The sequence below is a fragment of the Candidatus Fermentibacter sp. genome, assembly GCA_030373045.1.
Taxonomy (GTDB): Bacteria; Fermentibacterota; Fermentibacteria; order Fermentibacterales; family Fermentibacteraceae; genus Fermentibacter.
Genome location: JAUCPW010000004.1, coordinates 64,389 through 90,167, shown reverse-complemented (window position 1 = coordinate 90,167; position 25,779 = coordinate 64,389). Strand labels below are relative to the sequence as shown.

At 60.4% G+C, this 25,779-nt stretch carries 24 protein-coding genes and 1 tRNA gene; 18 read left to right on the top strand and 7 right to left on the bottom strand.

Annotation, left to right across the window (positions count from 1 at the left end; genetic code table 11):
* The first annotated feature begins 1 nt into the window (after position 1).
* The 5 genes from QUS11_01610 (at position 2) to QUS11_01590 (ending at position 4,442) form a co-directional block, all read left to right on the top strand.
* Positions 2-751, top strand: coding sequence for a class I SAM-dependent methyltransferase (locus QUS11_01610; protein MDM7991988.1), 750 nt, complete (start codon positions 2-4; stop codon positions 749-751).
* Positions 752-961: 210 nt separating this feature from the next.
* On the top strand, positions 962-2,194 hold the full coding sequence (locus QUS11_01605; protein ID MDM7991987.1) for a hypothetical protein: 1,233 nt from the start codon (positions 962-964) through the stop codon (positions 2,192-2,194).
* Positions 2,191-3,138 carry a hypothetical protein gene (locus QUS11_01600; GenBank protein ID MDM7991986.1) on the top strand — a complete coding sequence of 316 codons (948 nt, stop codon included), beginning with the start codon at positions 2,191-2,193 and terminating at the stop codon, positions 3,136-3,138. Before QUS11_01605 ends, QUS11_01600 begins: the two co-directional genes overlap by 4 nt.
* 34 nt (positions 3,139-3,172) lie before the next feature.
* Positions 3,173-3,802 (top strand): methyltransferase domain-containing protein, encoded by a 630-nt coding sequence (locus QUS11_01595; protein ID MDM7991985.1) that lies wholly within the window; start codon positions 3,173-3,175, stop codon positions 3,800-3,802.
* A 4-nt stretch (positions 3,803-3,806) separates the two neighbouring features.
* Entirely contained in the window at positions 3,807-4,442 is a 636-nt protein-coding gene (locus QUS11_01590; GenBank protein ID MDM7991984.1) for a class I SAM-dependent methyltransferase, read from the top strand.
* On the opposite strand, the gene QUS11_01585 is transcribed toward QUS11_01590, so the two are convergent.
* A complete protein-coding gene (locus QUS11_01585; protein ID MDM7991983.1) occupies positions 4,426-5,565 on the bottom strand; it encodes a glycosyltransferase family 4 protein in 1,140 nt (379 codons plus the stop codon). The two genes, QUS11_01590 and QUS11_01585, sit on opposite strands and share 17 nt — an antisense overlap.
* Positions 5,566-5,625: 60 nt before the next feature.
* Here QUS11_01585 and QUS11_01580 point away from each other — a divergent pair, with 60 nt between their 5' ends.
* The 4 genes from QUS11_01580 (at position 5,626) to QUS11_01565 (ending at position 11,288) form a co-directional block, all read left to right on the top strand.
* Positions 5,626-6,465: a HAMP domain-containing sensor histidine kinase gene (locus QUS11_01580; GenBank protein MDM7991982.1), complete on the top strand. Its 840-nt coding sequence runs from the start codon at positions 5,626-5,628 to the stop codon at positions 6,463-6,465.
* Positions 6,466-6,688: 223 nt separating this feature from the next.
* On the top strand, positions 6,689-9,673 hold the full coding sequence (locus tag QUS11_01575; GenBank protein MDM7991981.1) for a M20/M25/M40 family metallo-hydrolase: 2,985 nt from the start codon (positions 6,689-6,691) through the stop codon (positions 9,671-9,673).
* Positions 9,674-9,737: 64 nt separating this feature from the next.
* A tRNA-Asn gene (locus tag QUS11_01570) sits at positions 9,738-9,813 on the top strand.
* Between the two features lie 131 nt (positions 9,814-9,944).
* Positions 9,945-11,288 carry a T9SS type A sorting domain-containing protein gene (locus QUS11_01565; protein ID MDM7991980.1) on the top strand — a complete coding sequence of 448 codons (1,344 nt, stop codon included), beginning with the start codon at positions 9,945-9,947 and terminating at the stop codon, positions 11,286-11,288.
* A 16-nt stretch (positions 11,289-11,304) separates the two neighbouring features.
* On the opposite strand, the gene QUS11_01560 is transcribed toward QUS11_01565, so the two are convergent.
* Complete coding sequence (locus QUS11_01560) at positions 11,305-11,520, bottom strand: helix-turn-helix transcriptional regulator (protein ID MDM7991979.1); 216 nt, start codon at positions 11,518-11,520, stop codon at positions 11,305-11,307.
* A 257-nt stretch (positions 11,521-11,777) separates the two neighbouring features.
* On the opposite strand from QUS11_01560, the gene QUS11_01555 reads away from it, so the two are divergent.
* From QUS11_01555 to QUS11_01545, 3 genes are all read left to right on the top strand, one after another.
* Complete coding sequence (locus QUS11_01555) at positions 11,778-12,062, top strand: nucleotidyltransferase family protein (protein MDM7991978.1); 285 nt, start codon at positions 11,778-11,780, stop codon at positions 12,060-12,062.
* Between the two features lie 11 nt (positions 12,063-12,073).
* Positions 12,074-12,391, top strand: coding sequence for a DUF86 domain-containing protein (locus tag QUS11_01550; protein MDM7991977.1), 318 nt, complete (start codon positions 12,074-12,076; stop codon positions 12,389-12,391).
* An 874-nt stretch (positions 12,392-13,265) separates the two neighbouring features.
* Entirely contained in the window at positions 13,266-13,745 is a 480-nt protein-coding gene (locus tag QUS11_01545) for a FlgD immunoglobulin-like domain containing protein (GenBank protein MDM7991976.1), read from the top strand.
* A 10-nt stretch (positions 13,746-13,755) separates the two neighbouring features.
* Here the strand turns inward: QUS11_01545 and QUS11_01540 are convergent, their stop codons facing one another.
* Positions 13,756-14,247, bottom strand: a complete 492-nt coding sequence (locus QUS11_01540) for a lipoprotein (GenBank protein MDM7991975.1) — start codon at positions 14,245-14,247, stop codon at positions 13,756-13,758.
* A gap of 290 nt (positions 14,248-14,537) precedes the next feature.
* On the opposite strand from QUS11_01540, the gene QUS11_01535 reads away from it, so the two are divergent.
* Positions 14,538-15,971, top strand: coding sequence for a T9SS type A sorting domain-containing protein (locus tag QUS11_01535; protein ID MDM7991974.1), 1,434 nt, complete (start codon positions 14,538-14,540; stop codon positions 15,969-15,971).
* 168 nt (positions 15,972-16,139) lie between these two features.
* Here the strand turns inward: QUS11_01535 and QUS11_01530 are convergent, their stop codons facing one another.
* Positions 16,140-17,729, bottom strand: coding sequence for a clostripain-related cysteine peptidase (locus QUS11_01530; protein ID MDM7991973.1), 1,590 nt, complete (start codon positions 17,727-17,729; stop codon positions 16,140-16,142).
* 444 nt (positions 17,730-18,173) lie between these two features.
* Positions 18,174-18,668, bottom strand: a complete 495-nt coding sequence (locus tag QUS11_01525) for a hypothetical protein (protein ID MDM7991972.1) — start codon at positions 18,666-18,668, stop codon at positions 18,174-18,176.
* A gap of 309 nt (positions 18,669-18,977) precedes the next feature.
* On the opposite strand from QUS11_01525, the gene QUS11_01520 reads away from it, so the two are divergent.
* Positions 18,978-19,748 carry a DNA alkylation repair protein gene (locus tag QUS11_01520; protein MDM7991971.1) on the top strand — a complete coding sequence of 257 codons (771 nt, stop codon included), beginning with the start codon at positions 18,978-18,980 and terminating at the stop codon, positions 19,746-19,748.
* Between the two features lie 113 nt (positions 19,749-19,861).
* Here QUS11_01520 and QUS11_01515 read toward each other — a convergent pair whose 3' ends face one another.
* Positions 19,862-20,584: a methionine biosynthesis protein MetW gene (locus QUS11_01515; protein ID MDM7991970.1), complete on the bottom strand. Its 723-nt coding sequence runs from the start codon at positions 20,582-20,584 to the stop codon at positions 19,862-19,864.
* 86 nt (positions 20,585-20,670) lie between these two features.
* Between QUS11_01515 and QUS11_01510 the strand changes: the two genes are divergently transcribed.
* Positions 20,671-21,561: a hypothetical protein gene (locus QUS11_01510; GenBank protein MDM7991969.1), complete on the top strand. Its 891-nt coding sequence runs from the start codon at positions 20,671-20,673 to the stop codon at positions 21,559-21,561.
* A gap of 42 nt (positions 21,562-21,603) precedes the next feature.
* On the opposite strand, the gene QUS11_01505 is transcribed toward QUS11_01510, so the two are convergent.
* Positions 21,604-22,116, bottom strand: a complete 513-nt coding sequence (locus tag QUS11_01505) for a DUF3592 domain-containing protein (protein ID MDM7991968.1) — start codon at positions 22,114-22,116, stop codon at positions 21,604-21,606.
* A 235-nt stretch (positions 22,117-22,351) separates the two neighbouring features.
* Here QUS11_01505 and QUS11_01500 point away from each other — a divergent pair, with 235 nt between their 5' ends.
* The 3 genes from QUS11_01500 to QUS11_01490 all read left to right on the top strand — a co-directional run bounded on the left by QUS11_01500 (position 22,352) and on the right by QUS11_01490 (position 25,664).
* A complete protein-coding gene (locus tag QUS11_01500; GenBank protein ID MDM7991967.1) occupies positions 22,352-23,263 on the top strand; it encodes a PTS sugar transporter subunit IIA in 912 nt (303 codons plus the stop codon).
* Between the two features lie 10 nt (positions 23,264-23,273).
* Entirely contained in the window at positions 23,274-24,575 is a 1,302-nt protein-coding gene (locus tag QUS11_01495; GenBank protein MDM7991966.1) for an ArsB/NhaD family transporter, read from the top strand.
* Between the two features lie 198 nt (positions 24,576-24,773).
* On the top strand, positions 24,774-25,664 hold the full coding sequence (locus tag QUS11_01490; protein ID MDM7991965.1) for a transposase: 891 nt from the start codon (positions 24,774-24,776) through the stop codon (positions 25,662-25,664).
* Positions 25,665-25,779: the final 115 nt, after the last annotated feature.

Below are 25,779 nucleotides of genomic sequence, written 5' to 3'. Positions count from 1 at the left end.
GTTGGGCTACGACCCCGCCCTGCACGGACTACTCAAGAGGGCCGAAGAGACGCATCCCTGGTTCCGTGCGCGGGCCGGACTCGTCGCGCATCTCCTGCGGAAGCTCGCGAAAACATCCGCATCAGTGCTCGACGAAGGATGCGGCACCGGCTGGTCCTCCGCGGCGATCGCACGATCCGCAGGCTCGTCTCTGGTTGTGGGCACGGACATCACCTTGGCCGAAGCAGCTTCGGCCCGTCCTCGGGGCGTTGTGCTGGTTCGCTCGGACATTACCGCTCCGCCGTTCCGAGAGTACTTCGACGCCCTGCTGATTCTGGATGTCCTGGAGCACTTCGGTGACGACCGCGGTGTACTGGTGTCGGCATCGCAGGCCCTTGCGCCCGATGGGCTGCTGATAGTCACCGTGCCAGCCATGCCGTCGCTCTGGAGCAGATATGACACGGCTTGCGGGCACTTCAAGCGCTACACGAGGCGTTCTCTGCTGAACCTGCTAGGAGACAGCGGTTTCGAGGCGGTCTTCTGCAGCCACTTCATGATGGCACCTGTTCCATTCCTGGCTGTTTCGAGAAACCTTCACGGGGCCGGCAGAAATGTTTCAATCGACGAGAGGGAGTTCAGACCGGGCCGTTTTGTCAGCTCGGTGCTCGGGGCCTATCTTTGCGTGGAGGCCGGTCTGCTCCGTGCCGGCTTCCGGTTTCCGGCGGGCAGCTCACTCGTAGCGGCCGCACGAAGGCGTACTTGCAGTTGTTGATAGATACCCTGGAATAGAGGGCTGTCATCCGGATTCCGATTGTGACCGAGAAGTGAGTCGCCCGTTGAAAAGGATGATGATTCTGAGCATGCACGATTTCCTTCGCAGCATCTCCGGCAGTAAATCTTGGAACAGCATGGCGATGGGACACTCCGATGGCAGGGTCACGGTGTCGTGCACAGTCTTCGGCGCATTCTCCCGGAGTCGGCCATGAGAGACGACATGCATATCGCCGATACGTCGCAGATGCATATCAGGCCTGCAGTCCTGATATCCGGCGGCAGCGAGATAGTCGCGGCATCCCTTGCGGAGGAGTTTGCTCACTTCGGTCTCGAGTACGCGATTGTTTCCCTCGGCAGAAGAAGCATCCTCGCGAACCAGAGCGGCTGCATCTCGCACACCATCCTGCAATGGCCGCCAGTGGAACCCGAGGAGACGGCCGGGCAGCTCCGCAGAATCCTCGAGGGGCTGTGCAGCAGGTATGGATCTCCTCTGCCGGTTTTCGCGACCGAGGATGGCGGTCTCCGGCTCCTGCTGGAGTTCCTGCCTCTCTTCGATGATCTCGTCGAAACAGGCAGGTGCAGGCATCTGAAAATGGGTGGACTGGACAAGTGCGAGCTCTTCGAGTTTCTCAGGAGCAGAGGCCTCGATGACATCCTCGCTCCGTGGGCGAGGGCCGACAGCCCCGCCAAGGCTTCCGAGGCGAAGCGTTCGCTCGGAGGCGACATCGTGGCAAAGCCATCCCTCAAACCCTATTCGATGGAGCTCGGACTGCGGGGAGCAAAGCTCTTCGTCTCTCCGCCGGAGGAGAGCCCTTCCGCCTTCGAGACCCGTATCTCTGGGAGCTGGAGTCTGTGCAGGAACTGGATCATCCAGCAGCGGCTCGAAAGATCAGCGGATGGCGAGGAGCTGCTCCACTGCGTCAGGGGTCCGCTTGGAGGGCTCCTCGTAACAAGAGCGGCAGAACGAGTCAAATACCCTCTGAACGGTGGCACGGCCTGCGTGGTCGAGACACTCGATCCTTCAGCTCACGACGTCATCGCCGGCAGGATAGCAGAGGAGACGGGTCTGATAGGGCTGGCAGAGCTTCCTTTTCTAGCAGACAAGGAGGGGCGGCTCCGGCTGATCGAGATGAATCCGAGACCCTGGCTCCAGGTGCTGCTGCCGTTCCGAGCAGGTCTTGCCATGGGCCGCGAGGCTTACAGGGCTCTTCTGGGAGCGGAGCCTGCCTCCTCTTCACACGCAGCGGCGGGATGCACATGGGTCAACGCCGAGCGCCTTCTGATGGCGGCCGCGGGGCATGACAGGTCCGTCCGCATCCGTGACGCTGTCGGGTTTCTGAAGAATGCCGACTGCGTAGCGATGTATGATTTCAGGTTACCGGGGCTCAGGAGCCGTTGGGTCGCGAGGATGATGCTTCGGCTCCTGAAGGGTTCGGGATGAATCTCGGAAGGTTGAGGCGGATCACCGGTCTTGTTCTCGCCTTGATGGCTGTTGCCTGGATCTGTGTGCTCTTCGTGAATGCGGTCGATGATACTGAAGCCTCCCTTGTTCCTGGATCGCCGGTGATGTTCCTGCTTTCATTCCTGTTTTGCGCTGTGGGCTCCCTTCACAACGCCGCATCCTTCCAGATACTCCTGTCGGCACAGAAGGGGAAGGCAGTACCGTTCCCCGTCGTCTTCGAGCTGTTCTTTACCGGGCAAATCGTCCGCTACCTTCCCGGCCGGTTCTGGGGTGTCGTCTACCAGTACAATGCCGCGAAGGAAACTGTCGGAGCAGGTCCGCTCGTCAGGTCCAACATCGATCTGATGGTCCTCAGCACTACGGCCGCCCTCCTGGTGTCCGCAGCCCTGATCCTGGCACCTATCTGGTCCGGGATCGCAGTTCCGGGTTTGCTTATGGTTCTCTTTCTGATCATCCTGGTACTGTTCAGGAACGACTATCTCCTCCCTGTCCGAAAGGTCTCGGAAAAACTCCTGCACGAGGGCTCCAGAATAAGGTCCGCAATCGACGGGGTAAGCGGAAGAAGTCTCCCGGCTGGGAAATGCCTGCTGCTGTTCATCGTGACTGTCAGCGGATGGGCTTTCTACATCCTGGCCTGGCATTTCCTGCTAAAGTCCTGGGCTCATACCAGCGGGCTGGACGCGTTGCAGATGTGTGCTACCTATACGGTTTCGTGGCTTGCTGGTTATCTTGCGCTGATAACTCCGGGAGGAATAGGCATCAGGGAACTGGTGTTCCTCGAGACCGCAGGCTTCGTCTCGAATCGCAACGAACTGGTCCTCGTCTCGGTGATAGTGAGATTGTGGCTGATGTGTGTGGACGTCCTTCTGTTCCTGGTGTTTCTGGGCCTGGGGAGGTTTCGGGCTGCGAAGACCAAGGTTTGACAAGAACGGGCTGAATCTTGCCGATCCCTTCGACGTGTTCGGCGTGAAGACCGACTACATCACAATGGTGCAGGAGCTAGCCTACCTGAGGCATATCCCACGTGGCTCCGGGGGTTTGGCTATCGATATCGGGTGCGGCTGGGGGAGGATGTCGAAGATCTTCGAGAACATCGGTTACCGGGCGGTCGGTTTCGACCCCGATCTCGACCTGTTGAAGTTCGCCAGCTCCAGGGGGGATGGTCTCTACTGCGCTGCTGCCCTGCCTGACATCCCGGTCAGGTTCGGCTCGGCGGATCTCGCAGTACTCCAGAACCTGCTGAGACCTCTTCACCTCGTAGGGAAGCTCGAATCGATCAGGGGCATCGGCCGGTACATGCGGCCAGGTGGGCATGTCGTTGTCGTGGACAATATCAGAACCGGACACGGAGACTATGTGTCGGAGGAGGTCGTTTCGGGGATCTTTGCCGCGGAAGGTCTCAGTCTGCAGAAAAGGATCACGCTGAGAGTATCCCGGCGACTCACGGACTATCTGATGCAGCTCGGCCTGGTCCCGCGGCGGCTGGCGGCCGGCATGGCTGCCCGCGAACTGGAGAGGAGCAGCCGCTCATCAGGCGCTTCGAGATGGAGATACAGCAACGTCATGTTCGTTTTCCGAAGGGCCTGACGGGATGGTTGCCGGATGGCAGGACGATTACCGAAGGTTGCTGAACGAAGCAGCCCGGCTGGTCGGTTCGGCACCGATCGCAGTGGACGTCGGGGGAGGGGACGGATCCGGGCTTGCCGGTAATATCGGCGGTAACGCATGCAGGAACGTTCTATCGCTGGACAGGTGTTCAGACATGCATCCGGATATTGTCGCCGACGCCCATTTCCTGCCGTTCAGGCCGGGTTCGATCGATGCGATACTCTGCTTCTCCGTCCTGGAGCATCTGGAGGATCCACATGCGGCCGTGAGAGAAATCCATGGGGCTCTGTCGGCGAAAGGCGCCTTCATCGGGTATGTCCCTTTTCTCTATCCTTTCCACGGCAGCCCGTCCGATCATTCCAGGTACACCTCGACAGGACTCATGGCACTCTTGTCCCGGTTCCGTGATGTGCATTGCGCTCCATGGGGCGACTATCTACTGGTTCTGATCGGTTTCATGACGGGGTTCGACATGAGGCTGCTGAGGGCTCTCAGACCTGTTACAGGAATCGTTTCGAGCCCGATAAGGTCACTTTTCAGGACTGCATCCAGGAAGCGGTCACTCGGCAGGAGCTATTCAGAGAGCACGATCGGACACCTCTTCATCGCCCGGAAGTAGCAATCTCCTCAAGAAACATGGCCGATGCCCCGTCGGGGTCGAACGATGCCGAAGTCCTCTCGATCCCGTCTCTGAAAGTAGATGGACCTAGAGCTAGCGCCTCTCGCACAGCTGTGATGAACGATTCTGGCGATGGGACACCGTGTGCCGCCACTCCCAGCAGGGATGAGCCGACCAGCTCGGCGAGATCGCCGGCTGTACTCACTATCAGCGGCGTGCGTGACTGCAGTGCATCCGACAAGATCACAGGGATGCTCTCTATCCGCGAAGGTATGAGGATAAAGTCAGCCCAGCAGAGAAGGTCGGCTGCCTCCGCCCTCCCGATGTAACCCCCGGTTCTGACAGGTCTGCCCGCTCTCTGCAATCCGGCTGCGCTTGAGTTCACCAGATCACACAGCGGGCCGCCACCGAAGAGACGAACCTCCTCGATCATCTGCCAATCTGCATCGGTAAGCATATCAAGCACTTCCATGAGGATGTCGATGCCCTTGTTCCTGTGCCAGCGACCGAGGAATGCGAGCCTGTAGGGCGGAGAGGAACGCTTCGCGGGAGGGGTATCGATGCCGAGATCTCTGCTGCTGGGTAGGAACAGGCACTTCCTGCCGCAGATCTTCTCGACATCGGAGCAAAGCCTGATCCCGTCGGCGAACCTGCACTGCGAGCCGGCCAGTACTGATCTCAAGGCCGACTTCACGAACGGGATGCGGCCGAGTGACCATATGTCGCTGCCCAGCGACCAGGTGCTGTATCCGATCCGTCTGCGCCCGGCAGCCTTCCTTGCCCACCAGCCCGAAGGGAGTGCCCAGAGTGCGAGGATGTGGTCCGGCTGGAATTCGTCGACTGCGGCATCGACCGCCTTCTGACCCGACGACAGAACCGAGGCGATGCGCGGCCAGGAGGCCGGAGAAGAGGGTTTGATGTCGCCGAGCGGGAGCCGGGGCACTGCGAAGCGCCGTATTTCGGGCGGCCCTTTCTCCAGAGACCGCGACAGGGCAGGGCATACCACCGAAACATCCGCCTTCCTGGACAGGGAGGTCGAGAAGTCCAGGGCGAACGAACCGGCGGCTTCCGAGCCGTCAGCATCGGGCGAGGGGAAGGAAGTCGATATCAGGAGAATCCTCATCTGCTCCTCCGATGACGATAATAGCTCCATGAGTCCATTGTGCAAGGTCGGGAGGCTATGATGAGAGACGACCCATGGGAACTCCTTGGTCAGGCTCGGGACAGGCTGGCAGAAGCCGAGGCGGGCTGCGGCGGTTCGGTGCCCGGGATCGCCGAGGTGCGGGGCATGCTCGACGAGTTCCTGTCGAGCGACGAGCCGTCCCCGGCCGACATACTCAGGATACTCGGCCATGAGCTGAAGAGCCCTCTTTCGGCGATGATCGCGCTCCTGTCCACGGTGAGCGACAGCTATCTCGACTCCGAGCCGGTGCGCGCGCGGGAGATGGTGCAGAAGGCACGGCTGAGGGCGGAGGAGCTTCTTCCCCTCGTGGACGACATCCTGGATCTGGGCACGCTGGCATCGAAGCTCTACGAGGTGCAGTCCGAGAAGATCGACCTGGCTGCTCTCTGCAGCGGGATCATCCATCTCTGGGAACCCCTCGTCACCCAGAAGGGCAGGACCCTGACGGGTACGATCCCGTCCGAACCCGTGACCGTCATGGGCTCTCCTAGCTTCCTCAGGCGCGTCGTTACAAATCTCGTGATGAACGCCTTCAAGTACGGATCGGAGGGCGGCAGGATCGATCTGACTGTCGCCGGGACCGACGGCATGGCCGTCGTTACCGTGGCCGACGACGGCATCGGGATACCCGCCGATGACCTGCCCCACATCTTCGACTTCCTCTACCGGGGCAGGCAGGCGCGCCGGAATCCCGACGGCGGGCTCGGTCTGGGCCTGTCTCTCGTGCGCCAGATCGTCGAGCGACACGGAGGAACCATCTCCGCCGAGAGCGAAGAGGGTCATGGTTCCGTGATGACGGTGCGACTGCCGCTGGCGGGCGCAGAACAGGCCTCGGTATGACGAGCCGGTACCCTTTCCTGTAGTCGCCTGCTCCGGGGATTCCGGGGCGGCCGGTACGCCGGCATCGATCCTCGAACATCCGGAAAGGGCACATCCCTGCCCGATCGGGATCGTGTCAGCTTGTGTCCTGCATTCCTGATCACATCGCATGGATGTCGATTGGCGCATCCCGATCCAGGGAGTATTGTTCTATGCATGCAGGTACTCCCACGAGGAGGTGCCCTTGAGGATTTACGTGATCGCTCTGCTGGTCACGCAGGCCGTCTCCGCCGACACTGCAATGCAGACCGACTGGTCCGGGGGCATGCAGTCGAGCACCGTCACGAGCTGGACCAACACGTTTCTCGGCGCATGCGGCATGAACTTCATCTCGGCCCCGGGAGAGGTGGGGATCTCTCCGGTGACATATCTCTCGAGCAACTTCACTGGATCGCCACACCCGTCCGGAGGGCTGGCCGACATCGATGGCAATGGGTATCCCGACGCCGTCATCATGAGCACAAACGCTCCCGTACGGTGGTTCCGCAATCTCTCCTCCCCGGAGGGATTCTCGTACGGCAGTACGTGCGGAGCGAAGAGCAGACTGTCGGGTCTTGCCGACATGGATGGCGATGGCGACACGGACCTCGTAACCGGCAACTTGGATGATGAACTGGAGCTCAGCAGGAACTCTGACGGATCGGGAATGAACTGGCAGAAGAGCACCATCGTTCCGGACCTCTTCCCCTCACTGAGCGGCGTGCTGCCGGCCGACATCGACGCCGACGGCGACGCTGACGTGGTGGCCTGCAACTACGCCCCCGGGCTGGTGATGGCATGCCTCAACACCGACGGGGAGGGCGGTTCATGGAACCCGGTCGATGTCTGTGTCGGCGTTATCGGATTCAGGAACCCCCGTGCCTCGGATGTCGATGGAGACGGCTCGATCGACTTGGTATGCGTCAATTACCTCCAGGACCGGATCTGCTGGTGGGACAACGTCGGCGGTTCCGGAACCGGATGGCAGCTGCACGAGATCCCATTCCCGATCAAGTCGCCCAGGTGCTGCGATGCCGGTGATGTAGACGGGGACGGCGACATGGACATCCTCGTGGCCGCGACCGGCGGAGCGTCCGTCCTGCTCCTCGAGAACAACGACGGATCGGGCCTGTCGTGGAGCGAGACGGCGATCTGCACTTCACTTCCGATGCCTTCCTTCGTGCGGATCTCGGATGTAGACGGCGATCCATTCTTCGACGCGCTCGTATCGTGCATGTCCACGGGCACGATCCTCTGGCTCGAGAGGACTGGCCAGGTCTGGACCTCGCAGGAATTGCTCACCGGCTTCTATGGGGCATCATGCCTGGATGTCTCGGATATCGACGGAGATGGCATTGCCGACTTCCTGGCGACTTCCGAGACGCAGGAATTCGCGATCGTCGGTTCCTGTGCGAGCCCGTCGCCTCTCGAAGAGAGCTATCTGACTTCGAGGGTGCTCGATACGCAGTGCCAGGCGGAATGGGGCAGCGTAAGCTGGACCGCGGAGGTCCCTTCGGGTGCCTTCCTGGCGGTCCAGCTGCGTGCGTCGAATGATCCCGAAGAGATGGGATCGTGGTCGGAGCCGTTCATCGCGCCGGGGGAGATCGGTGGAGCTGTCCCGGACGGATGCAGGTACGTCCAGTACCGGTTCTGCATGACATCGGATCAACCGGGGATCCAGCCGGTGATGGAAGAGATATCTGACATGAAATCCCCTGGGTGTGTCCGGCCCGGAGGGCGAAGGCTCCTCCTGTACTTTCCCCAATCCCTCCCGCGGGTGCTTCAGGCAGATATCCATCGATACCCCGGGCATCGGGGCAGGGGAAGTGAGGATCCTGGACATCTGCGGCAGGGTGGTCAGCGCCGAGCCCGTGCAGTTCGAGGGGGCCGTCCTGACCAGGACGATCGAGACGGGACCTCCGGGGATCTATCTGCTCCGGATCTCGCTCCCCGACGGCAGCATCCTCAGCAGCAGGCTGGTGACACTGTGAACCGCATACTGCCTGCACTGATCGTCGCTCTGCTGTCGTCGGCGGTCGAGGGCCTGGAATGGGATCCTGCCGTTGCCGCACTCGTCGATGCGGTCGACGAGGAGCAGTTCAAGGCCGCTGTCCAGGATCTGGAGGACTTCGGAACCAGATTCTCCGAGGCGCCCGGGTACCTCGAGGCTTGCCAGCATGTCGAGGCCGTCCTGGAGTCGTATGGCTATGCCGCATATCTCCAGGAGTTCCAGCTGCAGGACTCGGATCCCCGCCTGTCCTGCTGGAACGTGATAGGCGAGTATCCGGGCCAGTTCGATCCGGAGCAGATCCTGATCGTCTGCGCACATCTCGACAGCGACTCCGATCTCCCTCTCGCCTATGCCCCCGGTGCGGATGACGATGCAAGCGGCTGCGCTGCCGTGCTCGAGGTTGCCAGGGTGCTGTCCCAGACGGGCTTCGAGAAGACGATCAGGTTCGTCTTCTACGGAGCCGAGGAGCTCGGGCATCAGGGCAGCGAGTACTACGCGCAGCAATGCCTCCAGGCCGGGGACCAGATCGTGGGTGTCATCGATCTCGACATGGTTCTCTATTCCCCGCTCTGGCTGGAGGACACGCTGCTGATAGGCGCCGATTCGAGCTTCTGCAACGGCCTTGCTGCGACTGTCGTGGATTGCGCCTCGAACTATGTCCCTGACATGGAGTTGCTCAAGGTGACCTACATGTGCGGCTCTTCCGATCATTCGTCGTTCACCGAGCTGGGATACCCTGCCGTCCTCCTCATCGAGAAGGAGACATCCATCTACATACACTCCTTCGAGGACGTCCTCCTCAACTACATGCCCTACTTCCCGTTCGGGACGAATGCCGTGAGGCTGGCCGCCGGCTCGGTCGCCACTCTGGCCGTACCCTTACCGCAAGGGATCGGGGATGGACAGCTCCCGCCCGATGGAGTGATCCACATCTCGCCATCGGAGAATCCCTTCGACGGGCCGGTGCTCCTGTCGGTATCGGGCGTGCCGGCGCCCGCCCTCTTCGAGATCTACGACACCAGCGGCAGGCTCGTCCGTCGAATCGCGACGGCCGAAGGGGGCTCGTGCTGCTGGGACGGAAGGGATTCCGGGGGCCGTGATGTGCCGGACGGCGCATACATCGTCAGGGTCCTGGCGGGAGGTCTCTCCGGGAGCTGCAGGATCGTGCGGCTGGACTGACCAATCGGCGTTCTTCTGGTTGACGGGAGGCCCGGCGGGTCCTATCTTCGCCGGGCCTCACGGTTCCCCGGTAGCTCAATCGGCAGAGCGGGTGGCTGTTAACCACTAGGTTCGAGGTTCAAGTCCTCGCCGGGGAGCCACGTCCTATCCACTGTCAACCAACAGATTATGCCGATGCTGCGCACTGCGATGAAACCCGATGTTCATTCACATTGACGCCGGTCTGTAACGTGGGCATCCTTGATAAGCGGATGGCATGAACTGCCTCCGCTTGGAGGCTGCCGTGAGGTTTGCCGCTGCCTGCCTGCTGATCGCATCTGCTGCGATCGCAACAACTCTCCATGTGCCGGCCGAGTATCCATCGATACAGGATGCGATCGACTCCGCCGTAGATGGCGATACCGTTCTCGTAGGCCCGGGCAGCTACCATGGCATCGATTTCCTTGGGAAGGGCATTGTTGTCACTAGTGAGCAGGGACCTGGCTGCACTTCGATCGGACGGGGTCCCCTCTATTCATCTTATGGAAATGTGCAGATCATGAATGGAGAGACCTCCAGTGCAGTCCTCGAGGGTTTTGAAATCTCCGATGGTGGCAGGGGTGTCTACATAGAAAACTGCTCACCCATCGTCAGAGGCAATGTCATCATAGATAACTCGGGAGCCATCTACGGCGCTGGCATCTACGTGTCAGGCCCGTCTCCGGTCATCGAGAACAACCTGATTCTGAACAACAACGCTATCGGTGGGTCCTACTCGGCCTTCGGAGGGGGCATCTTCTGCAACTACGGATCTGCTCAGATACACAACAACGTCATTGCGTGCAACGTGTCATTTTGTGGGGCCGGGGTGACATGTAGCGGAGGTGGTCATCCTGTCTTCACCAATGACACCATCGTCTACAACACGATCGTCGACCTGTGGGGCGGGGCGTTCCACCTGTACTACGATTCCGACACCTATGTCACAGTCCGCAACTGCATCCTCTGGGGCAACCTCTACGACGAGGCCACAGTAGAGGAAGGTACTTTGGATATCGCCTGGTCCGATATCGGAGGAGGCCAGGATTCGATCGACGTCTGGGGTGGAGGGCAGCTTGTATGGGGTGAAGGCAACATAGACGCCAATCCTCTGTTCTTCGCCGGCCCCATGAGCGACTACCACCTCGATACGGAGACGTCTCCCTGCATCGATGCCGGAGATCCATCCCCGGCGTACTACGATCCAGAGGACCCGGCCAATCCCGGCTATGCTCTCTGGCCTGCCCTTGGAACAGTACGTAACGACATGGGTGCGTACGGTGGCCAGGGAGCCTTCTACTGGGTAGGCGTAACCGAGGAGCCAGCCCCTCCAGTCGGAGATGCCACTCTTGCGTCCTTCCCGAATCCATTCTCGTCAATGACTGCGGTGATCTTCCAGCTTCCCGAGCCCGGCATTGCCGAGTTGCAGGTCTTCGATGCAGCAGGCAGGCTCGTCGAGACACTCGCCGACGGGGAGTTCGACACGGATCCTCAGGCAATAGTCTTCTATGCATCCGACCTTCCTTCCAGCGTCTACCTATGCCGGCTCCAGGCCGGGGCTTCATCTGCTACCGCAAGGGTCGTTCTGATCAGATAGCGCAACCCTGGCGCTGTTATCTGCTCGATCCTCGCAGTTTCCTCTCCGTCACCAGCCGGTGCTTCCAGTTATCGCCAGTCGCCAGGGCGTCCTTGATGACTTGCTCCGGCAACTCGAGCAGATCGAACCACTGGGTCACCCGTGTTCTCGACACCCCCAGCCTCCGGGCCAGCTCGGCACGGCTGATGCCCTCGGCCGCCATCCTGTCCCTAAGCTCGATCGCGTAGATCATGGGGTTGCGATAGGTCTTCCTGATCCCGGGTTCGTGGTGCCGGATAACGAGGCTGATCGGGATCCTCAGGACGGGCCCACGGAAAGTTCGCCTTGATAGCGATACGGGGAGCCACTTATCATCGACATAACTGCCACCTAGACATGCATATCCGGTGAACTCGTTCGTTTCCGGCCACCGGCCTGCGATCCGTCAGGCGCCTTACTTGAAATCCTCTTCTTCCGGCGCTATCTTGATATTGAGAAGGGGAGTGCCTGATGGACCAGCTCATCGTCAGAAACCGTTCTCGGATACTCGATCTTGCTCGCAAGCATCATGTCCGCCGGGTGCGGCTGTTCGGTTCCATGAGCAGGGATTCCGCCGGTCCCGATAGCGACGTCGACCTCATCGCCGATCTCGATGGGACAGGAACACTGTTCGACCTGGGCGCCTTTCTGCTCGACCTTCAGGATCTGCTCGGAAGGCCGGTGCAGGTACTGACCGAGAACTCCATGCATCCGGAGATCAGATCGCATGCTCTCCGGGAGGCGGTCATCCTTTGAAGGATCCGGGAGTGTTCATCAGACATGCGTTGGACTGCATCGAGCGTATATTGATCTATACGAGCAGCGGCAGGGACGAGTTCATGTCGTCCATGCTGATACAGGATGCCGTGATTCGGAATCTCCAGGTCATGTGCGAGTCTGTTTCCAGAGTCCCCGAGGATATCCGTTCTGGACACCCCGAGATAGAGTGGCGGGGCATCACGGGGCTTCGCAACATCCTGGTCCACGACTATCTCGGTGTCGATGTCGAACTGGTCTGGCAGGTCGTCGAAGCAGGCCTGCCTGCACTGAAGAACAGCCTGGAGGCTTTGTCGGCCTCCCTCTGATCCGCGATCCCTTCCGCAACGCATCCTGCTCATGAGCTTCCAGCTCCGCCGATATCCCGGGCGTAACCTCGAGCGCCAGGAAAGCTCAAGTCTTGTTCGCGAAGCGAGCCACTTCCCCCTAGAGTCGGTGTACTCCCACGCGGAAACAACTCGCGATCTCCGGTGGTGTTCGACCGCTCATTGACCTGCATGTGTTCCTGTATATTGCACATGCAAATACCTCCCTGTCTCAGCGAAGGAGGATTACATGAGAGCGTGGAATCTTTCAGCTGCTCTTCTGCTGATCTCCTCCATGGCGTTTTCCGAGACGATGCCCTCCCTGGGAACCGTGCTTTGCTCCGATGGTGCAATCATGGAGGGGGCTTCTGGGAGTTTCGATCCCACGTGATTCAGCATGGAATATGGTCCTGACGGAGAGCCGTTATTCGTAGAGGAGGAATCCTCACCCCTCGCACCAGTTCTCCCTCCTGTCGGGCAGGACCTGGATGGCACCTGGTACCCGCTGGGAACCGGTGTGGATGCGGTTGTCCGTGCCATCGAATACAGCGATTCTGGCGTTTTGTATGTGGGGGGAGACTTCCGCCGGGCCGGTGAGGCGGTAGTGGATGGAATGGCCAGTTGGAATGGCAGTTCGTGGTCTGGACTGGGCGGCATGGATGGCGTTGTCTGGGCTATCTCAGTGAACAGCTCTGAAGTGTATGTGGGGGGGTATTTACAGCAGGCCGGAGGGAATCCCGCCAACTATATCGCCCGTTGGGACGGCAGCAGCTGGTCAGCGCTGGGATACGGTGTGGACAATAATGGTGTCTGTACCATCGCCGTGAGCGGTTCGGACGTTTATGTGGGAGGGGGGTTCCACCAGGCCGGAGGGAACTTGGCCAACCACATCGCCCGCTGGGACGGCAGCAGCTGGTCAGCGCTGGGATACGGTGTGGACAATAATGGTGTCTGTACCATCGCCGTGAACGGCTCTGACGTGTATGCGGGGGGACGGTTCACCCAGGCCGGGGGCAATCCAGCCGATTACGTCGCCCGATGGGAACCCGACACGACAGGGATCGAACCGTTTCCGGAAATGGAATCGAGCGCGCTCCATGCTTCTCCCAACCCCAAGGCATCCGGGATCGAGCTCTCCTTCCGGAGCACCGGGCCTTCCCCTCTGAAACTCGATATCTTCGACGCCGCAGGGCACCTCGTGAGGACGCAGGAGCTGGGAACCCTGCCCATGGGCTCACAGGCCCACTACTGGGACGGCCTCGACGGGAACGGGAGTGCCCTGGCCCAGGGGGTGTACTTCCTGAGGCTCTCCAGTGCCGATCTCGAGGCTACCACGCGCCTGGTGCTGGTGAGGTAGGCGGTCCGGTCTATCGCTCCGGCCGGGCCGGGGACTGCAGGATGACTCCGAAGGGGAAGAAATACTCGTTGAATCCGGGAATATACGGTCCTGATCCTACGTAGTGATTGATCTCGGCCAGTACCCGTACCGTATCACCGGCGAACCCTACGGAGTATCCGAGCAGGTGGTCCTCGCTTTCTAGCAAGAGGTCAAGGCACAGAAGGGAGCCACCTTCCGGGAAGTATGACTCGAGCAGGGATCGTGCTCCCGGGAAGACCGTATCTATCGCACTGGGTGTGCTGATGAAGTACCAGCCTTCAGGAGAATACTCGCAGTATTCGATGTAAGGATCTGTCAGATATCCGTTGTCGATTACCCCGAGTACGGTTCCGGGCAGGATCGTCAACTTCTCCAGGGTTTGCTCCTCGTAGAGAGGCCCTTCGTCCTGGCCACAGCCTGCAAGCGACAAGGCGGTGCCAAGCGCGACAGCTCCGAGTTCGAGCCGGTCGGTCCTCATCATGACAACCCTCCCGGAGTAGCAGCAGGCCTCGATAACGAAACAATAGGATCTCGATGATGAACCCGCATTCCTGCCGCAAGCCCGTACCCATCCCGTCTCCCGGCTCCGTCGCGCAGATCACCGGATTGCGGCAGGCCTACCTGATCCTGGTTGGGGGCGCCGTGTCTTCATGATGTCGACGGTTCGTACTTGTAGATCCGACGGCCGGGCATTGCTGCATACACATTTGCATTGACGCAGCACAGGTCGATACCCATCCTATTGTCGTCGAACGAACGGAGGGTGGGGAGATGGCCGCTATCCTGCTCGGCGTAGTGCTCTGTGCAAGTTGTCCGACGCTGGACATCACGGCATCGGGCCTCGACTACTGGGTTGCATGGCGTACTTCCGACTGGGAACTCGAGGTTCGTGCATCCTCCGGTGCCGAGGTGGACATTCCAAATGCTTGCTCTTCTACGAGCCTGACCATAGTGGAAAGCACTCCCGGCGTTCCCGGGAATCTGATCGTTACGAGATCTGAATACTATGGAGATGACTCCTCGACGATCTACTCGCTCGATCCTGCCACGCTTGCCACGCTCGGCTCGGTACACGTTCCTTCCGCATCCATCTGTCCTCCTGCCAGGAATCACCCTTATTCAGTTGTCTTCCAGCTCGAAGCCCAGAGCGTCATCGACGGGGACACCGACTGCATTGTCTTTGCCGCCGTCAGAACCAATTACACGCTTTCCGACTGTGAAAACCTGACCGAGAACTACATCTGGCAGTGCGCTGCGATTCTGGACACCGAAGACTCCGGGCAGATGGTCTTCCGCGAACCGGCAGCGATCCAGATGATTGATTGTTCTCCCTTGATTCCCCCGGTACAGACGAGTTCCTCCTACTGGGTTTCCGGCTGGGTTCAGTTCAGCTACCTCCCCTTTGGTTCGGTCTTCAAAGCTCAGACGACCGGATATGGCGGATCCAGCGGCTCCGGAGAACTCGACAGCTACACCCTGGATGAATTCTGGAACGGCGGTCCTACTGATGCTACAGCCTTCTGCGCCGGTAGCTGCGCCGCCGGCGCCGTATTCATCTGGAAGAACTACGAGGGAGTGGATCAGTATTCGTTCATCTGCTCCACTGCGTCGCCGGTTCCCGACACGACCCTCGCCATGCCTCCCTGGCCGGACGGGCAGCCTCCGCTGTTCGCGGCCATGAGCGATGTCCGAAGTGATCCTGGGGCTCTCCTTGCCTGGTACGATGGAGATCATGTCTGGTGCAGGTACTTCGACGGGCAGTGGAATGACTGGTGCCATCTGCTGTCACCGGAGGAGCCTGTCGATATCGGTGCCGGGTTCCTCGGTGCGTGCAGCGCTCAGGATGGGTATTACGTGGCGTGGCTCGAGGATGGAAGCGCTGATCCAACCATCGTCTACGTCCCGAGATCGAGCGTGGTGGGGATCGAAGGCTCCAGTCCCGAATCGGGGGGTCTGCTGCTCCGACCCTCGTCGAATCCGTTCGTCTCGACGATCGCCGTCACCTGCGCCGGATCATCCATTCCGTCCGAACTGGAAGTGTTCGACCTCACCGGAAGGCTGGTCCGGAATCTCACTGAACGCCAGGGGTCGGTGTTTCTGTGGGATGGCAGGGATGGGTCGGGATCCGTCGTCCCGGCAGGCACCTACCTCGTGCGGGGCGCGGTCGACGGGGAGATCGCGGCCGTCAGGGTGGTGAAACTCTAGCTGACCCGGTCCGGATGCGCTGCTCCCATTCCGCCACACCGGGCCTGGCTGCGTTACCTCGGATTCAGGAAGGTCCGGCCCCACGACGCAAAAGCATCGTGCAGGCGGATATGCAACCTCGGCGACTCCTGTGCCGCATGCGATGCACTCTCCTGAGAACCCGTAACGTCAACGGAGGATGAGCACCTCCGCCGCTGCTGTCAGTCCGCCGGAATCCAGAGTGCAGACATAGATGCCGGAGGGGAGAGGTTCTCCGTCTCCGCCCGTGCCGTCCCATACGAGGCTGTGTCCACCACTCTCGAGGCTGCCTTCGAACGGAACCGCGACAACCCTGCCCGCACAGTCGTGGACCCTCATCGTCACCGATCCTGCGGTCGGGCACGAGAACCCGAAGGATGCAACGGACGTGAACGGGTTGGGGCTGACGGAAAGCCTGATGCGGTCAAGGCCGGCACTCCCCTGGATGCCTGTCTCCTGGAAGTCGTAGAAGGCGTTCAGGAACTCGTCCCAGGACGTGTCGTCGGCGAAATCCAGATCGAGGAGGGTGTAATAGTCCTGGTAGACCGACCGGTCCTCCGGGAACGAGATCGAGAGCCCGTGGCTCCTGCTCTGGCCCGAGCCGTGCACCTCGCAGGTCACGACCGGGAAGAAGGCCGAGAGGATCTCTCCTATCTTGCCGAGGACGAACGGGTCGGTTTCCACGGAGTAGTACATCACAAGAAAGTCTATCAGATCGACTTCGTTGAGATCCCCGGAATAGATGGAGCCCATCTCCCAGGTCGAGTTGCGGACAGTCTGGACACCGGCACCGAGTTCCTCGATATGGGCGGTCATGTATACGGCCAGTTCGTCGATGTGGGCGACGAGATCCTCCGTGGATGATGGATCCGTCGCGCTCATGGTCATGAACGACTCGTACTCGGGAGGCGCGTTGTCCAGGACGGCCTGGACTACGATCGACGCGATCTCCTCGTTGGAGAGGGGGTCCGGGCTGTTCAGCGCTTCACAGAGATCGACGATCGTATCGAACCAGTACTGATAGCCGCTGACGTTCTCGCTCCCGATGTAGACATCCACACAGTCGCGCAGCTCGTACACCGACTCGAGAGCGCCCATCAGACAGGGTGCGGTGAAGCAGAGGATGTCGAGCCCTCCGCTTTCGGAGATGGCCTGGTGGATCTCCTCCATGAAGAGCAGGTCGCCGCCGCTCGTCTCGTCGATGCACGCTCCCCACCAGCCGCCGCCGTGGTCGTACATCGTCATGATGTACCGGTCGGCCGGATAGTTCTGCTTTGCCCACTGTATGAAGTCTGAGAGGGTCGCCCCGTCGCCCATGTCGAGTTCGCCGAGCTTCAGTAGCATGACCGGTTCGTGCGAGGGATCGACGTACCACAGAGCGGCGGGGCCGTTCTCGACATCACGGAGTATGACCACGTCGAGACAGGGGGAGGAGGCCGCCTCGCTGCAGAAGTCGTCGAACGGGTCGAAGGCTCCATAGAAGTCGGCATCGTCGTAGAACATCAGGGTCCAGGCCTTCTCCCGGCCTGGATTCCCGGTGTCTCCGGGCAGCTGCGGGAAGCCTTCACCGTGCAGCAGCCCGGATTCGCCGAGGGACTCGGCCATTTCGAGCATCGCGCGGAGGCTCGCCGAATCGGGGAGCAGGCCGCTCTGCCCGCAGGGCTCGGACAGCGAGGAGAAGTGTGTCGGAACGGCACGGGCGGTTCCGCAGAGAAACAAGGCAGGCAGAAGAAGGAGCATCAGGCTGGGCGAGGCGCCGGCAGGGCCGTCGCTGCGCCCCCGGCCGCGTCTATCAGGTAATGGTGTATGCCCATGTGCTGCCGATGATGAATTCCTCGGGCTCATGGCAAGCCTCCTGTCCTGCGCTGATGCGCATTTTGGACATGACTCCCGGAACTCCCGGCGGAAAGAACATACCGACATGTCAAAGGCATGCACAGGAGTCGCGATCACCGTCTATGCATGCCGAACCTGTGAGAGTACCTGAACTGGAACCCCGCAGCCGTGAACATGGCCACTCGAGACTGCGTCAGAATGCCTCTGGAATACAGGCAAATTGCAGCAGATCGAGAAATTTTCGCCGGATCGCCTGTCATCCTCGACCTGCCGGACCCACTTCCGCAGCGTCCAGGGCGGACAACCCATCTTGCTGGACGGCGATTCAGGTCGGTGTGTCCGAAGGGATCAGCGGACTGAGTCCTGGAGCACGACACCGATGGGGAAGACTACCTCCTGGATTCCAGGCATGACGAGCCCATCGTGGTTCCTGATATCGACCGCCACCCTTACGGTATCTCCGGAGAAGCTGAGTCCGTAGTCCATGACTTCATCCTCGCAGAGAGCAGAAAAGTCGAGGACGAGAAGCGAACCGCCCTCGGGGAACAGGGAATCCAGAGGCGGGCCGGAATACTCATCCGGATAGTAGATGTGATGGAACACGGAGTCGAGCATCTCCGGGGATTCGACGAAGTAGAAGTGGTCAGGGGACGATGCGCAGGGTACGAGCAGGACGTCGAAGCTCGTCATGTATCCGTTGTCGAAGAGCTGCTGGACATTGCGGGGCAGGACGGTGGTGAACACCTCGGTCCGGTCTTCGTAACCATAGTCATCGTCGTTGCATCCGGAGAGCAATGCGGCGAGGATCGGGATGACATATCCAAGAGTCCGGTTCACGGTCATGCTCCACCACCTCCTGGGAATGTTGGATCACGATACGAACCCGGCGGCAGAAAGGCAATCCGGTCGACATCAAGACCGCTGCAACGAGCCCGCTTTTTGACTTTCGGTCCTGACTCGACCACTGCCGCTGCAGCGTCGCTATCCAGGGAGGCGTCGCCGGCTGGCATCTGCCGTGCAGTCGACCGGCTCTCCGTCCGGCAGACCTATATTGTCCATCGGAATTCAGGTGCTTCGGTTCGTGCCGGAGTGAACTGCTGCACGTCCGGAAGCTTGCAGGGCGGTTCGGAACCGATGGGATCGGAGTCCGGGATGAAGAACGACAGAAGATCAGGCTCTGGGGATGCCCGGTCCGGCGAAGGCGGAACGGAGGGCATTCTCGAGGAACTTCGGGGCATGGGCAGCGAGGAAGCCCGGGCAGGGATGTCGAGATACGGGATCAACACCGCTGATGCCTTCGGTGTCTCGGTCTATGAACTCCGCCGGATGGCGGCGCGCATCGGAACCGATCACGAACTAGCCCTCGCGCTCTGGGAGACTGGGAATCACGAAGCCCGGCTGCTGGCCTGCTTCGTCGACGATCCCGCCTCCGTGACCGCCTCGCAGATGGAGGCCTGGGCGGCGGGATTCGACTCGTGGGACGTCTGCGACCAGGCGACCACCAGCCTGTTCGACCTGACTCCGAATGCCTGGGGGAAGGCGGTGGAGTGGGCCGGACGGGACGAGGAATGGGTGAAGCGGGCGGGCTTCGCGATGATGGCAGGCCTTGCCGTGCATGACAAAAAGGCATCGGACGACGATTTCGTGACGCTCCTGGACCATATCGAGCGTGGCGCCTCCGACGACCGGAACTTCGTGAAGAAGGCCGTGAACTGGGCACTCCGGAACATCGGCAAGCGGAATGCCGCTCTCAACTCTGCCGCGATTGCGTGCGCCGGAAGGATCCTCGACACCGCGAACGCGAGGGCTGGCGGGGAGCGCGGCGGCGATGCCGGCGCGAGGGCCGCCCGCTGGGTGGCAACCGACGCACTGCGGGAACTCGCATCGGACAAGGTTCTGGAGAGGCTGCGGGGCCGACGCTGAGGGATCCCACTTGGGAGGACGAGAAAGCGATCGGCCTGACGGACCACAACATCTCAGCAGTCTGAAGGAAGCCGTAACCGTGCAGACTCCCTCTGCATCAACCTTGCGGATGATCAGGGTAGAATCCTGTAGAGGACCTCGCTCGCGAACAGCGACGGATGCATCCTGGCAAGGAATCCCGCCTTACCCTTCAACCCGATCACCTGAGGGCGTCCGAGACCCGTCCATTCGCACCAGACGCGGAAGTCGCGAGTCGACCAGTATCTGAGGTGCTCGCGCGGGTCGGAGATGTACGTGACTGGGAACCGTCCGGCGAGCAGCCTGAGGCGGTGTGCGATGTAGCCGAGGTTCGGCGTGGTGATGTAGAGCCCCTTGCGGAAGTGTCCGGACAGGGCGCCGGCCAGAGTCTCCGCATCGATCACGTGCTCGATGACCTCGAAGAGGATGATGTGGTCGTACTGCCCGTCCAGCGAGGCTCCATCCCTCGTCAGATCGGCGTGAACGGCGCTGAAGCCCTTCGATCTGACCTCATCGAGAGCCGTCTCCGATATGTCGAGCCCCGTGCCCCTGATGTTCCTGCTCTGCGCAAGGAACGAGAGCGTGTCTCCGGTGCCGCAGCCCACATCCAGAACCGTGTCGCCGTCGGAGATGAACGGCAGCACCCCGGCGGCCCTCCTGACGGCCGGCAGGGTGAGGACGCCCGTCTCGATCCTCTCCTTCCAGTAGTCCTCGTATCCCGTATCGAAGGCCTTGCCCGCGCGGGGCAGGGGCATGTCGCCGAAGACCTCCTGCATCATGCCGCGGCCCTTCTCTCCTGATCTCCTGCTCTCCGACATTACGCCGCTCCCGGATCGGGTGGAATCGGTTCGATTGACGCGCCGGACGAAGTATGGCAGAACATACTGGATCGGAGGTGAGGCGCATGTGCAGGTTGTTGTGCATTCTCGCCGCGTGCGGTCTCTGTGCCCGGGTCCACGCCTCCTACTTCATGGACGACTTCGAGGACAACGACATAAGCGACTGGATCCCGTCATGCGGGCCGACCGCATGGTATGCCGTCGGCGGGCAGGCCAGAGCGTCGACCGGCTACTCCTGCAGTGCGCTGCTCAGCCCGTGGACGCCCGAGTCGATGGATGTGCTCGTGTCGACATCGGGCACAGCCACCCACGTATTCGGCCTGGTGGCCAGGATGAGCGATCCCGACACCGGAATCTATGCATACGTATCCCCGGACTACGACGTGGCCCGCATCAGGCTTGTGAGCGCCGGCTCCACGTCCACGATCCTGAACTCGCTGTCGGCCGATTTTCCCGGCTATGTCGACTACGAGCTCAACCTGACATGCACGGGGAGCCAGCTCTACCTCGAGATCATCGTTCCGTCGACGATGCAGTACTGGCAGCTCGAGGCGGTCGATCCATCCCCGGTCAGCGGCATGTGCGGGCTAGCCACGGGAGACGAACTGCTCGCATCATGGAACTGGTTCAGCGCACAGACCCCGGGAGGAGTATCCGAGCCCGGGACTGGCCCGGTAGACGCTGTCGGGTTGTCGATCTCGCCGAACCCCGACGATGGGCCGTTCCTGATAAGCCTCGACGGCTGCGCCGGGATTCAGGGAGCCTTCCTGATAGAGGACCTGTCGGGCAGGATCGTCGCCGAGGTTCCTGCTGTCTGTTCGACGGATGAGAGCATCTCGGCGCTCTGGGACGGATGTTCGTCCGGCGGCAGGCCTGCTCCCGCGGGGATGTACCGGGTGATCTGCATCACATCGGAGGGGAATCTCGAAACCGGGAGCCTGGTCCTGCTTCGCTGACCCGGGGCTCGTCAGACGAGAGTCATCCTCCCTTGATGAGGGTCACTTGCCCTTCATGCCCTTCGACGATTCCAGGATGAACAGAAGGGCGATGAGCAGGGCCGCGAATCCTATGGCGGCCGACAAGATGAGGGCGAGCTTCCTTGACGATGCCGACCGCATGGGCAGAATCGACCTCGAGTGATCCTCGAGGTCAGGGTAGACCGTGCATCTGCCGCCCGGCGGGAACTGCGCCACGACAGCCAGGGCCCTTTCGTATGACATCGGGGTCTTCCACGGATCCAGGCCCCGGGCGTACTGGTCCCTGTACGGGCCGTTCAGCGTGGAGCCTGTGTAGTCGATCCCGTTGAACCTGTAGGTGTACTCGATCACGGGGATGAACGTCGAACCGCCGGTGTCGGCTTCTGCCTGCCTGGCCTCGCTCGATACTATGGTCCCCTCGGCCCTTCTCATGCTCTTCAGGAGCCTGACCGCCATCGGCACCCCGCCGATGAGGATCAGGAGCAGCACCGGGATGAATATCGAGAGCGATTCGAGAGAAGCCGAACCGGACATGTCTCACTCCTTGTCCGAAGAACCCCCTTGCGTGTGATGATGCCAGGACTGCCGGGCCCTGTCGAGCTCCCCGGACGAAGGCCCGCCCCGGGCAGCGGCATGCTGGCATAGAACAGCAGAACAACACGATGAAACAGGGCTTGCCTCGCATCGCCCGCAGAATGTTATAATCGATCTTCCCTTTTCAGGCAGGCATTCACCGAATCCAATCCAACATGGCGGTACGGAAAAGCTGATGAAACTCAGCGATTGTCTCGCATCAGACCACATCCTGACGGGACTGGAGGCCTCCTCGAGCGAAGAGGCCATAAGGTCCATGGTGACCAGGCTGTTCCCGAACGGAGCGGGTTCGAAGGCCGGGATCCCGTGTAAAACGATCCTGGACTCTCTTCTGGACAGGGAAAGGCAGCATACGACGGCCCTCGGCAAGGGAGTCGCCTGTCCCCACACAAGGATAGCGGGTTTCGAAGGATTCACGGTCGCCATCGGTATCTCCCGTGACGGCATCCCGTTCGAGAGCCACGACGGCGATCTCGTTCACATAGTGATCCTCCTGATCTCCTCCCTGTCCAAGCCTTACGTACAGCTCCGGGCCATGCGGGTGCTCATCCAGTTCCTGGAGAAGGACGACAACATCGATTTCATGAGGAATGCCTCTCCGCAGGAAATCTGGGAGGCCATCGACCGGTCGGGCCTGGAGATCTCAGACCAGGTATTCGCTCACGACCTGATGCGCAGGGTCAAGGTGACCGCCTCGCCCGGGATGTCTATAGGCGAAGCCGCCCACCTGATGCATTCCAACGACCTCTCGAACCTGCCTGTGATCGATGGGAATGGCGATTACAAGGGCTTCATATCCTCGGTACACCTGTTCCGAGTAGGCGTGCCTCAGTTCTTCCAGAACCTCAAGACGGTATCCTTCGTCCGCAACCTCGATCCCTTCGAGAAATACTTCGCATCCAGGCACACCATAAAGGTCAGCGACATCCAGGAATCAGGCGGGTCCATAGACAGGGACTCCACGCTGATCGAGGTGGTCTTCCAGATGGCGGTGAAGGGCTACTCCGAGATCTATGTCCTGGATGGCTCGAAACTGCTGGGTGTCATCGACAACTTCAGGCTCATCGACCGAGTCCTGACGCTCTAGGAGGGGCCTGATGCTTCCTGCGATACTGATCTTCGCGATCGTCTACCTCTTCATAGCGTCGGAGAAGATCCACAAGACGATCGCCGCGCTCGTCGGCGCAGGACTGATCCTCCTCTTCCACATAATGCCCTACCACGAAGCCGTGGCCTGCGTCGACCTGAACGTGATCTTCCTGCTCGTAGGAATGATGATCGAGGTGAACGTCCTAGCTCAGACGGGTTTCTTCGAATGGGTTGCCATCTCGATTGCGAGGCGCGCCGACGGGCGGCCGATCAGGATACTCATCATCCTGGTCGGCACGACGGCTCTTCTGTCCGCCTTCCTCGACAACGTGACGACCGTGATCCTCGTCATCCCGGTGACGATCCTCGTGACGAAGATCCTCGAAGTCGATGCGGTACCGTTCCTTATCCTCGAGGCTATCGCGTCGAACATCGGCGGAACAGCGACCCTCATCGGCGACCCTCCGAACGTGATCATCGGATCGGCGGCAGGGCTCACATTCCTGGATTTCCTGATCCACCTCACTCCCGCCACTACCCTGATAATGGTGGTGTTCCTCACGGTGCTCTACTTCAGGAACCGGAGCAGATTCTCAGTCGAGGAGCACATCAGGCTGAGGATACGCGAGGCCATACCACACCTGGCGATAGTGGACAGCCGTATGATGGTCAGGACTCTCTCCGTTGTCTGCCTCACCATGATAGGCTTCCTGCTGCACGGAGTCCTCGGCATAGAGGCGGGGGTCATCGCCTTGGTCGGAGCCATGATAGTCCTGCTCGTGAACAGGGTGGATGTCGAGGGATTCTTCAAGGAAGTCGAATGGGGTGTGCTGTTCTTCTTCATAGGGCTCTTCATCCTGGTGGGTGCGCTGGAACACACCGGAGTTATCGAGTTCCTCGCTCAGCAGCTCATCAGCCTGTCCGGCGACAACCTCTTCTATGCCTGCATGCTCCTGCTCTGGGGCAGCGCGCTGGCTTCGTCGATACTGGACAACATCCCGATCGTCATGGCGCTGATACCGATGGTCGAGGTAATGATCTCGCACTATGGAACAGCGATGGGTCTCGCGGATGCAGCCGCGATACGGAATACAGTTGCGATGCCGCTCTGGTGGTCGCTTGCGCTGGGGGCCTGTCTGGGCGGCAACGGGACGCTGATCGGAGCTTCGGCGAATGTGGTGACCGCGAGGATCGGCGAGGGTAACGACACTCCGATTTCGTTCATGCGCTTCACGAAGACGGGGTTCCCGTACATGCTCCTGACCGTCGTTGTCGCAACCCTCTACATCTGGCTCCGCTACTTCCTCTAGCCCGGTCGATCCCTGGTTTCAGATGCTTCAGATGCAGCCATAACTTCAACTGTTGCATGTTGATAGCGTCAATTCCGGTATCTGCTCTTGCATTATATCCCGCAATGGATAAAACTCCTGTGTATGAGAGTCGGATCGCGGCTGGATCATCCTGGTTCGTTGCACCATGTGATGGGGCATGGTGCGGGGGACGAGTATGTGCTTGGAACCGATGCGGACAAGGGAAGCTTCCTTGCTCGTATGGATTTCCTCGGTCCATCGATGGATTTCAGGGTCTACGCATGGGCCCTGATGCCCAATCATTACCATCTCCTCATCGAGGTCGGGTCACACAAGCTTCATGAGATCATGCACCGTCTTCTCGGTGGGTTCAGTAAATCCTACAACCGGCGGCATGGTCACAGGGGGCATGTCTTCATGTCACGCTTCAAGTCGATCCTTGTGTGTAGAGACGAATACCTTTATGAACTCATCAGATACATCAACCTGAACCCTTTGAGGGCCGGATTGGTGGATAGCATCTCGAATCTTGCCGACTACCCCTGGACCAGCCACAGGGCGATGATCCATGGTGCCGAGCATCTCTGGCATGACGTGAATGCCGTCCTGGGAGCCTTCGGGATGGATGATGACATATCCAGGGGTGCATACCTCTCTTATCTGTCATCAGGAATCGCGGACGGAGAATCGGATCTGCTGGAATCGGGCAACCTCAGAATCGGCAGGAGCGGAGTGGTTGTCGAGAAGGGTTCTCGTTCGGATCAGCGCCGTTATGATTACGTCGGGACGGTTCTGGGAAGCAGGGAATTCGCTGTCGAATCAGCACTCATTCTCGATGATCGAAGAAGGCAGACCAGGAGCAGAGGCCATGAGCACGAGGAAGTAGAGGCCATCATCGAACGAGTCTGCGAGCTGTACGGTATCGACTGCAATCGGTTGAAAGGACGGTCCAAGGGGGGATCCGTAAGTACAGCCAGGATAACTGCTGCCCGGCTTCTGTTCGAAGCAGGTATATCCAAGGCAGACATCTCGCGGAAATTGAATCTTGCGCCATCATCGATCACCAGACTCCTCGGTGTGGATCAATGATTGCAGGATAACGTCTCTAGTAGTGCCTGACAATCCTATAAATGTGCTATCATGATATCGCGCTTGACTGTCATCTGCAAGCAGGGCAACAAGAAATGAATGCATCTGAAGCATC

Coding starts and splice junctions, on each gene's coding strand:
- QUS11_01600 (MDM7991986.1), top strand. CDS start 2,191: ATGAATCTCGGAAGGTTGAGGCGGATCACCGGTCTTGTTCTCGCCTTG.
- QUS11_01555 (MDM7991978.1), top strand. CDS start 11,778: ATGGACCAGCTCATCGTCAGAAACCGTTCTCGGATACTCGATCTTGCT.
- QUS11_01510 (MDM7991969.1), top strand. CDS start 20,671: ATGTGCAGGTTGTTGTGCATTCTCGCCGCGTGCGGTCTCTGTGCCCGG.
- QUS11_01605 (MDM7991987.1), top strand. CDS start 962: ATGAGAGACGACATGCATATCGCCGATACGTCGCAGATGCATATCAGG.
- QUS11_01585 (MDM7991983.1), bottom strand. CDS start 5,565: ATGAGGATTCTCCTGATATCGACTTCCTTCCCCTCGCCCGATGCTGAC.
- QUS11_01515 (MDM7991970.1), bottom strand. CDS start 20,584: ATGTCGGAGAGCAGGAGATCAGGAGAGAAGGGCCGCGGCATGATGCAG.
- QUS11_01540 (MDM7991975.1), bottom strand. CDS start 14,247: ATGATGAGGACCGACCGGCTCGAACTCGGAGCTGTCGCGCTTGGCACC.
- QUS11_01505 (MDM7991968.1), bottom strand. CDS start 22,116: ATGTCCGGTTCGGCTTCTCTCGAATCGCTCTCGATATTCATCCCGGTG.
- QUS11_01530 (MDM7991973.1), bottom strand. CDS start 17,729: ATGCTCCTTCTTCTGCCTGCCTTGTTTCTCTGCGGAACCGCCCGTGCC.
- QUS11_01535 (MDM7991974.1), top strand. CDS start 14,538: ATGGCCGCTATCCTGCTCGGCGTAGTGCTCTGTGCAAGTTGTCCGACG.
- QUS11_01520 (MDM7991971.1), top strand. CDS start 18,978: ATGAAGAACGACAGAAGATCAGGCTCTGGGGATGCCCGGTCCGGCGAA.
- QUS11_01580 (MDM7991982.1), top strand. CDS start 5,626: ATGAGAGACGACCCATGGGAACTCCTTGGTCAGGCTCGGGACAGGCTG.
- QUS11_01560 (MDM7991979.1), bottom strand. CDS start 11,520: ATGATCTACGCGATCGAGCTTAGGGACAGGATGGCGGCCGAGGGCATC.
- QUS11_01590 (MDM7991984.1), top strand. CDS start 3,807: ATGGTTGCCGGATGGCAGGACGATTACCGAAGGTTGCTGAACGAAGCA.
- QUS11_01525 (MDM7991972.1), bottom strand. CDS start 18,668: ATGACCGTGAACCGGACTCTTGGATATGTCATCCCGATCCTCGCCGCA.
- QUS11_01495 (MDM7991966.1), top strand. CDS start 23,274: ATGCTTCCTGCGATACTGATCTTCGCGATCGTCTACCTCTTCATAGCG.
- QUS11_01500 (MDM7991967.1), top strand. CDS start 22,352: ATGAAACTCAGCGATTGTCTCGCATCAGACCACATCCTGACGGGACTG.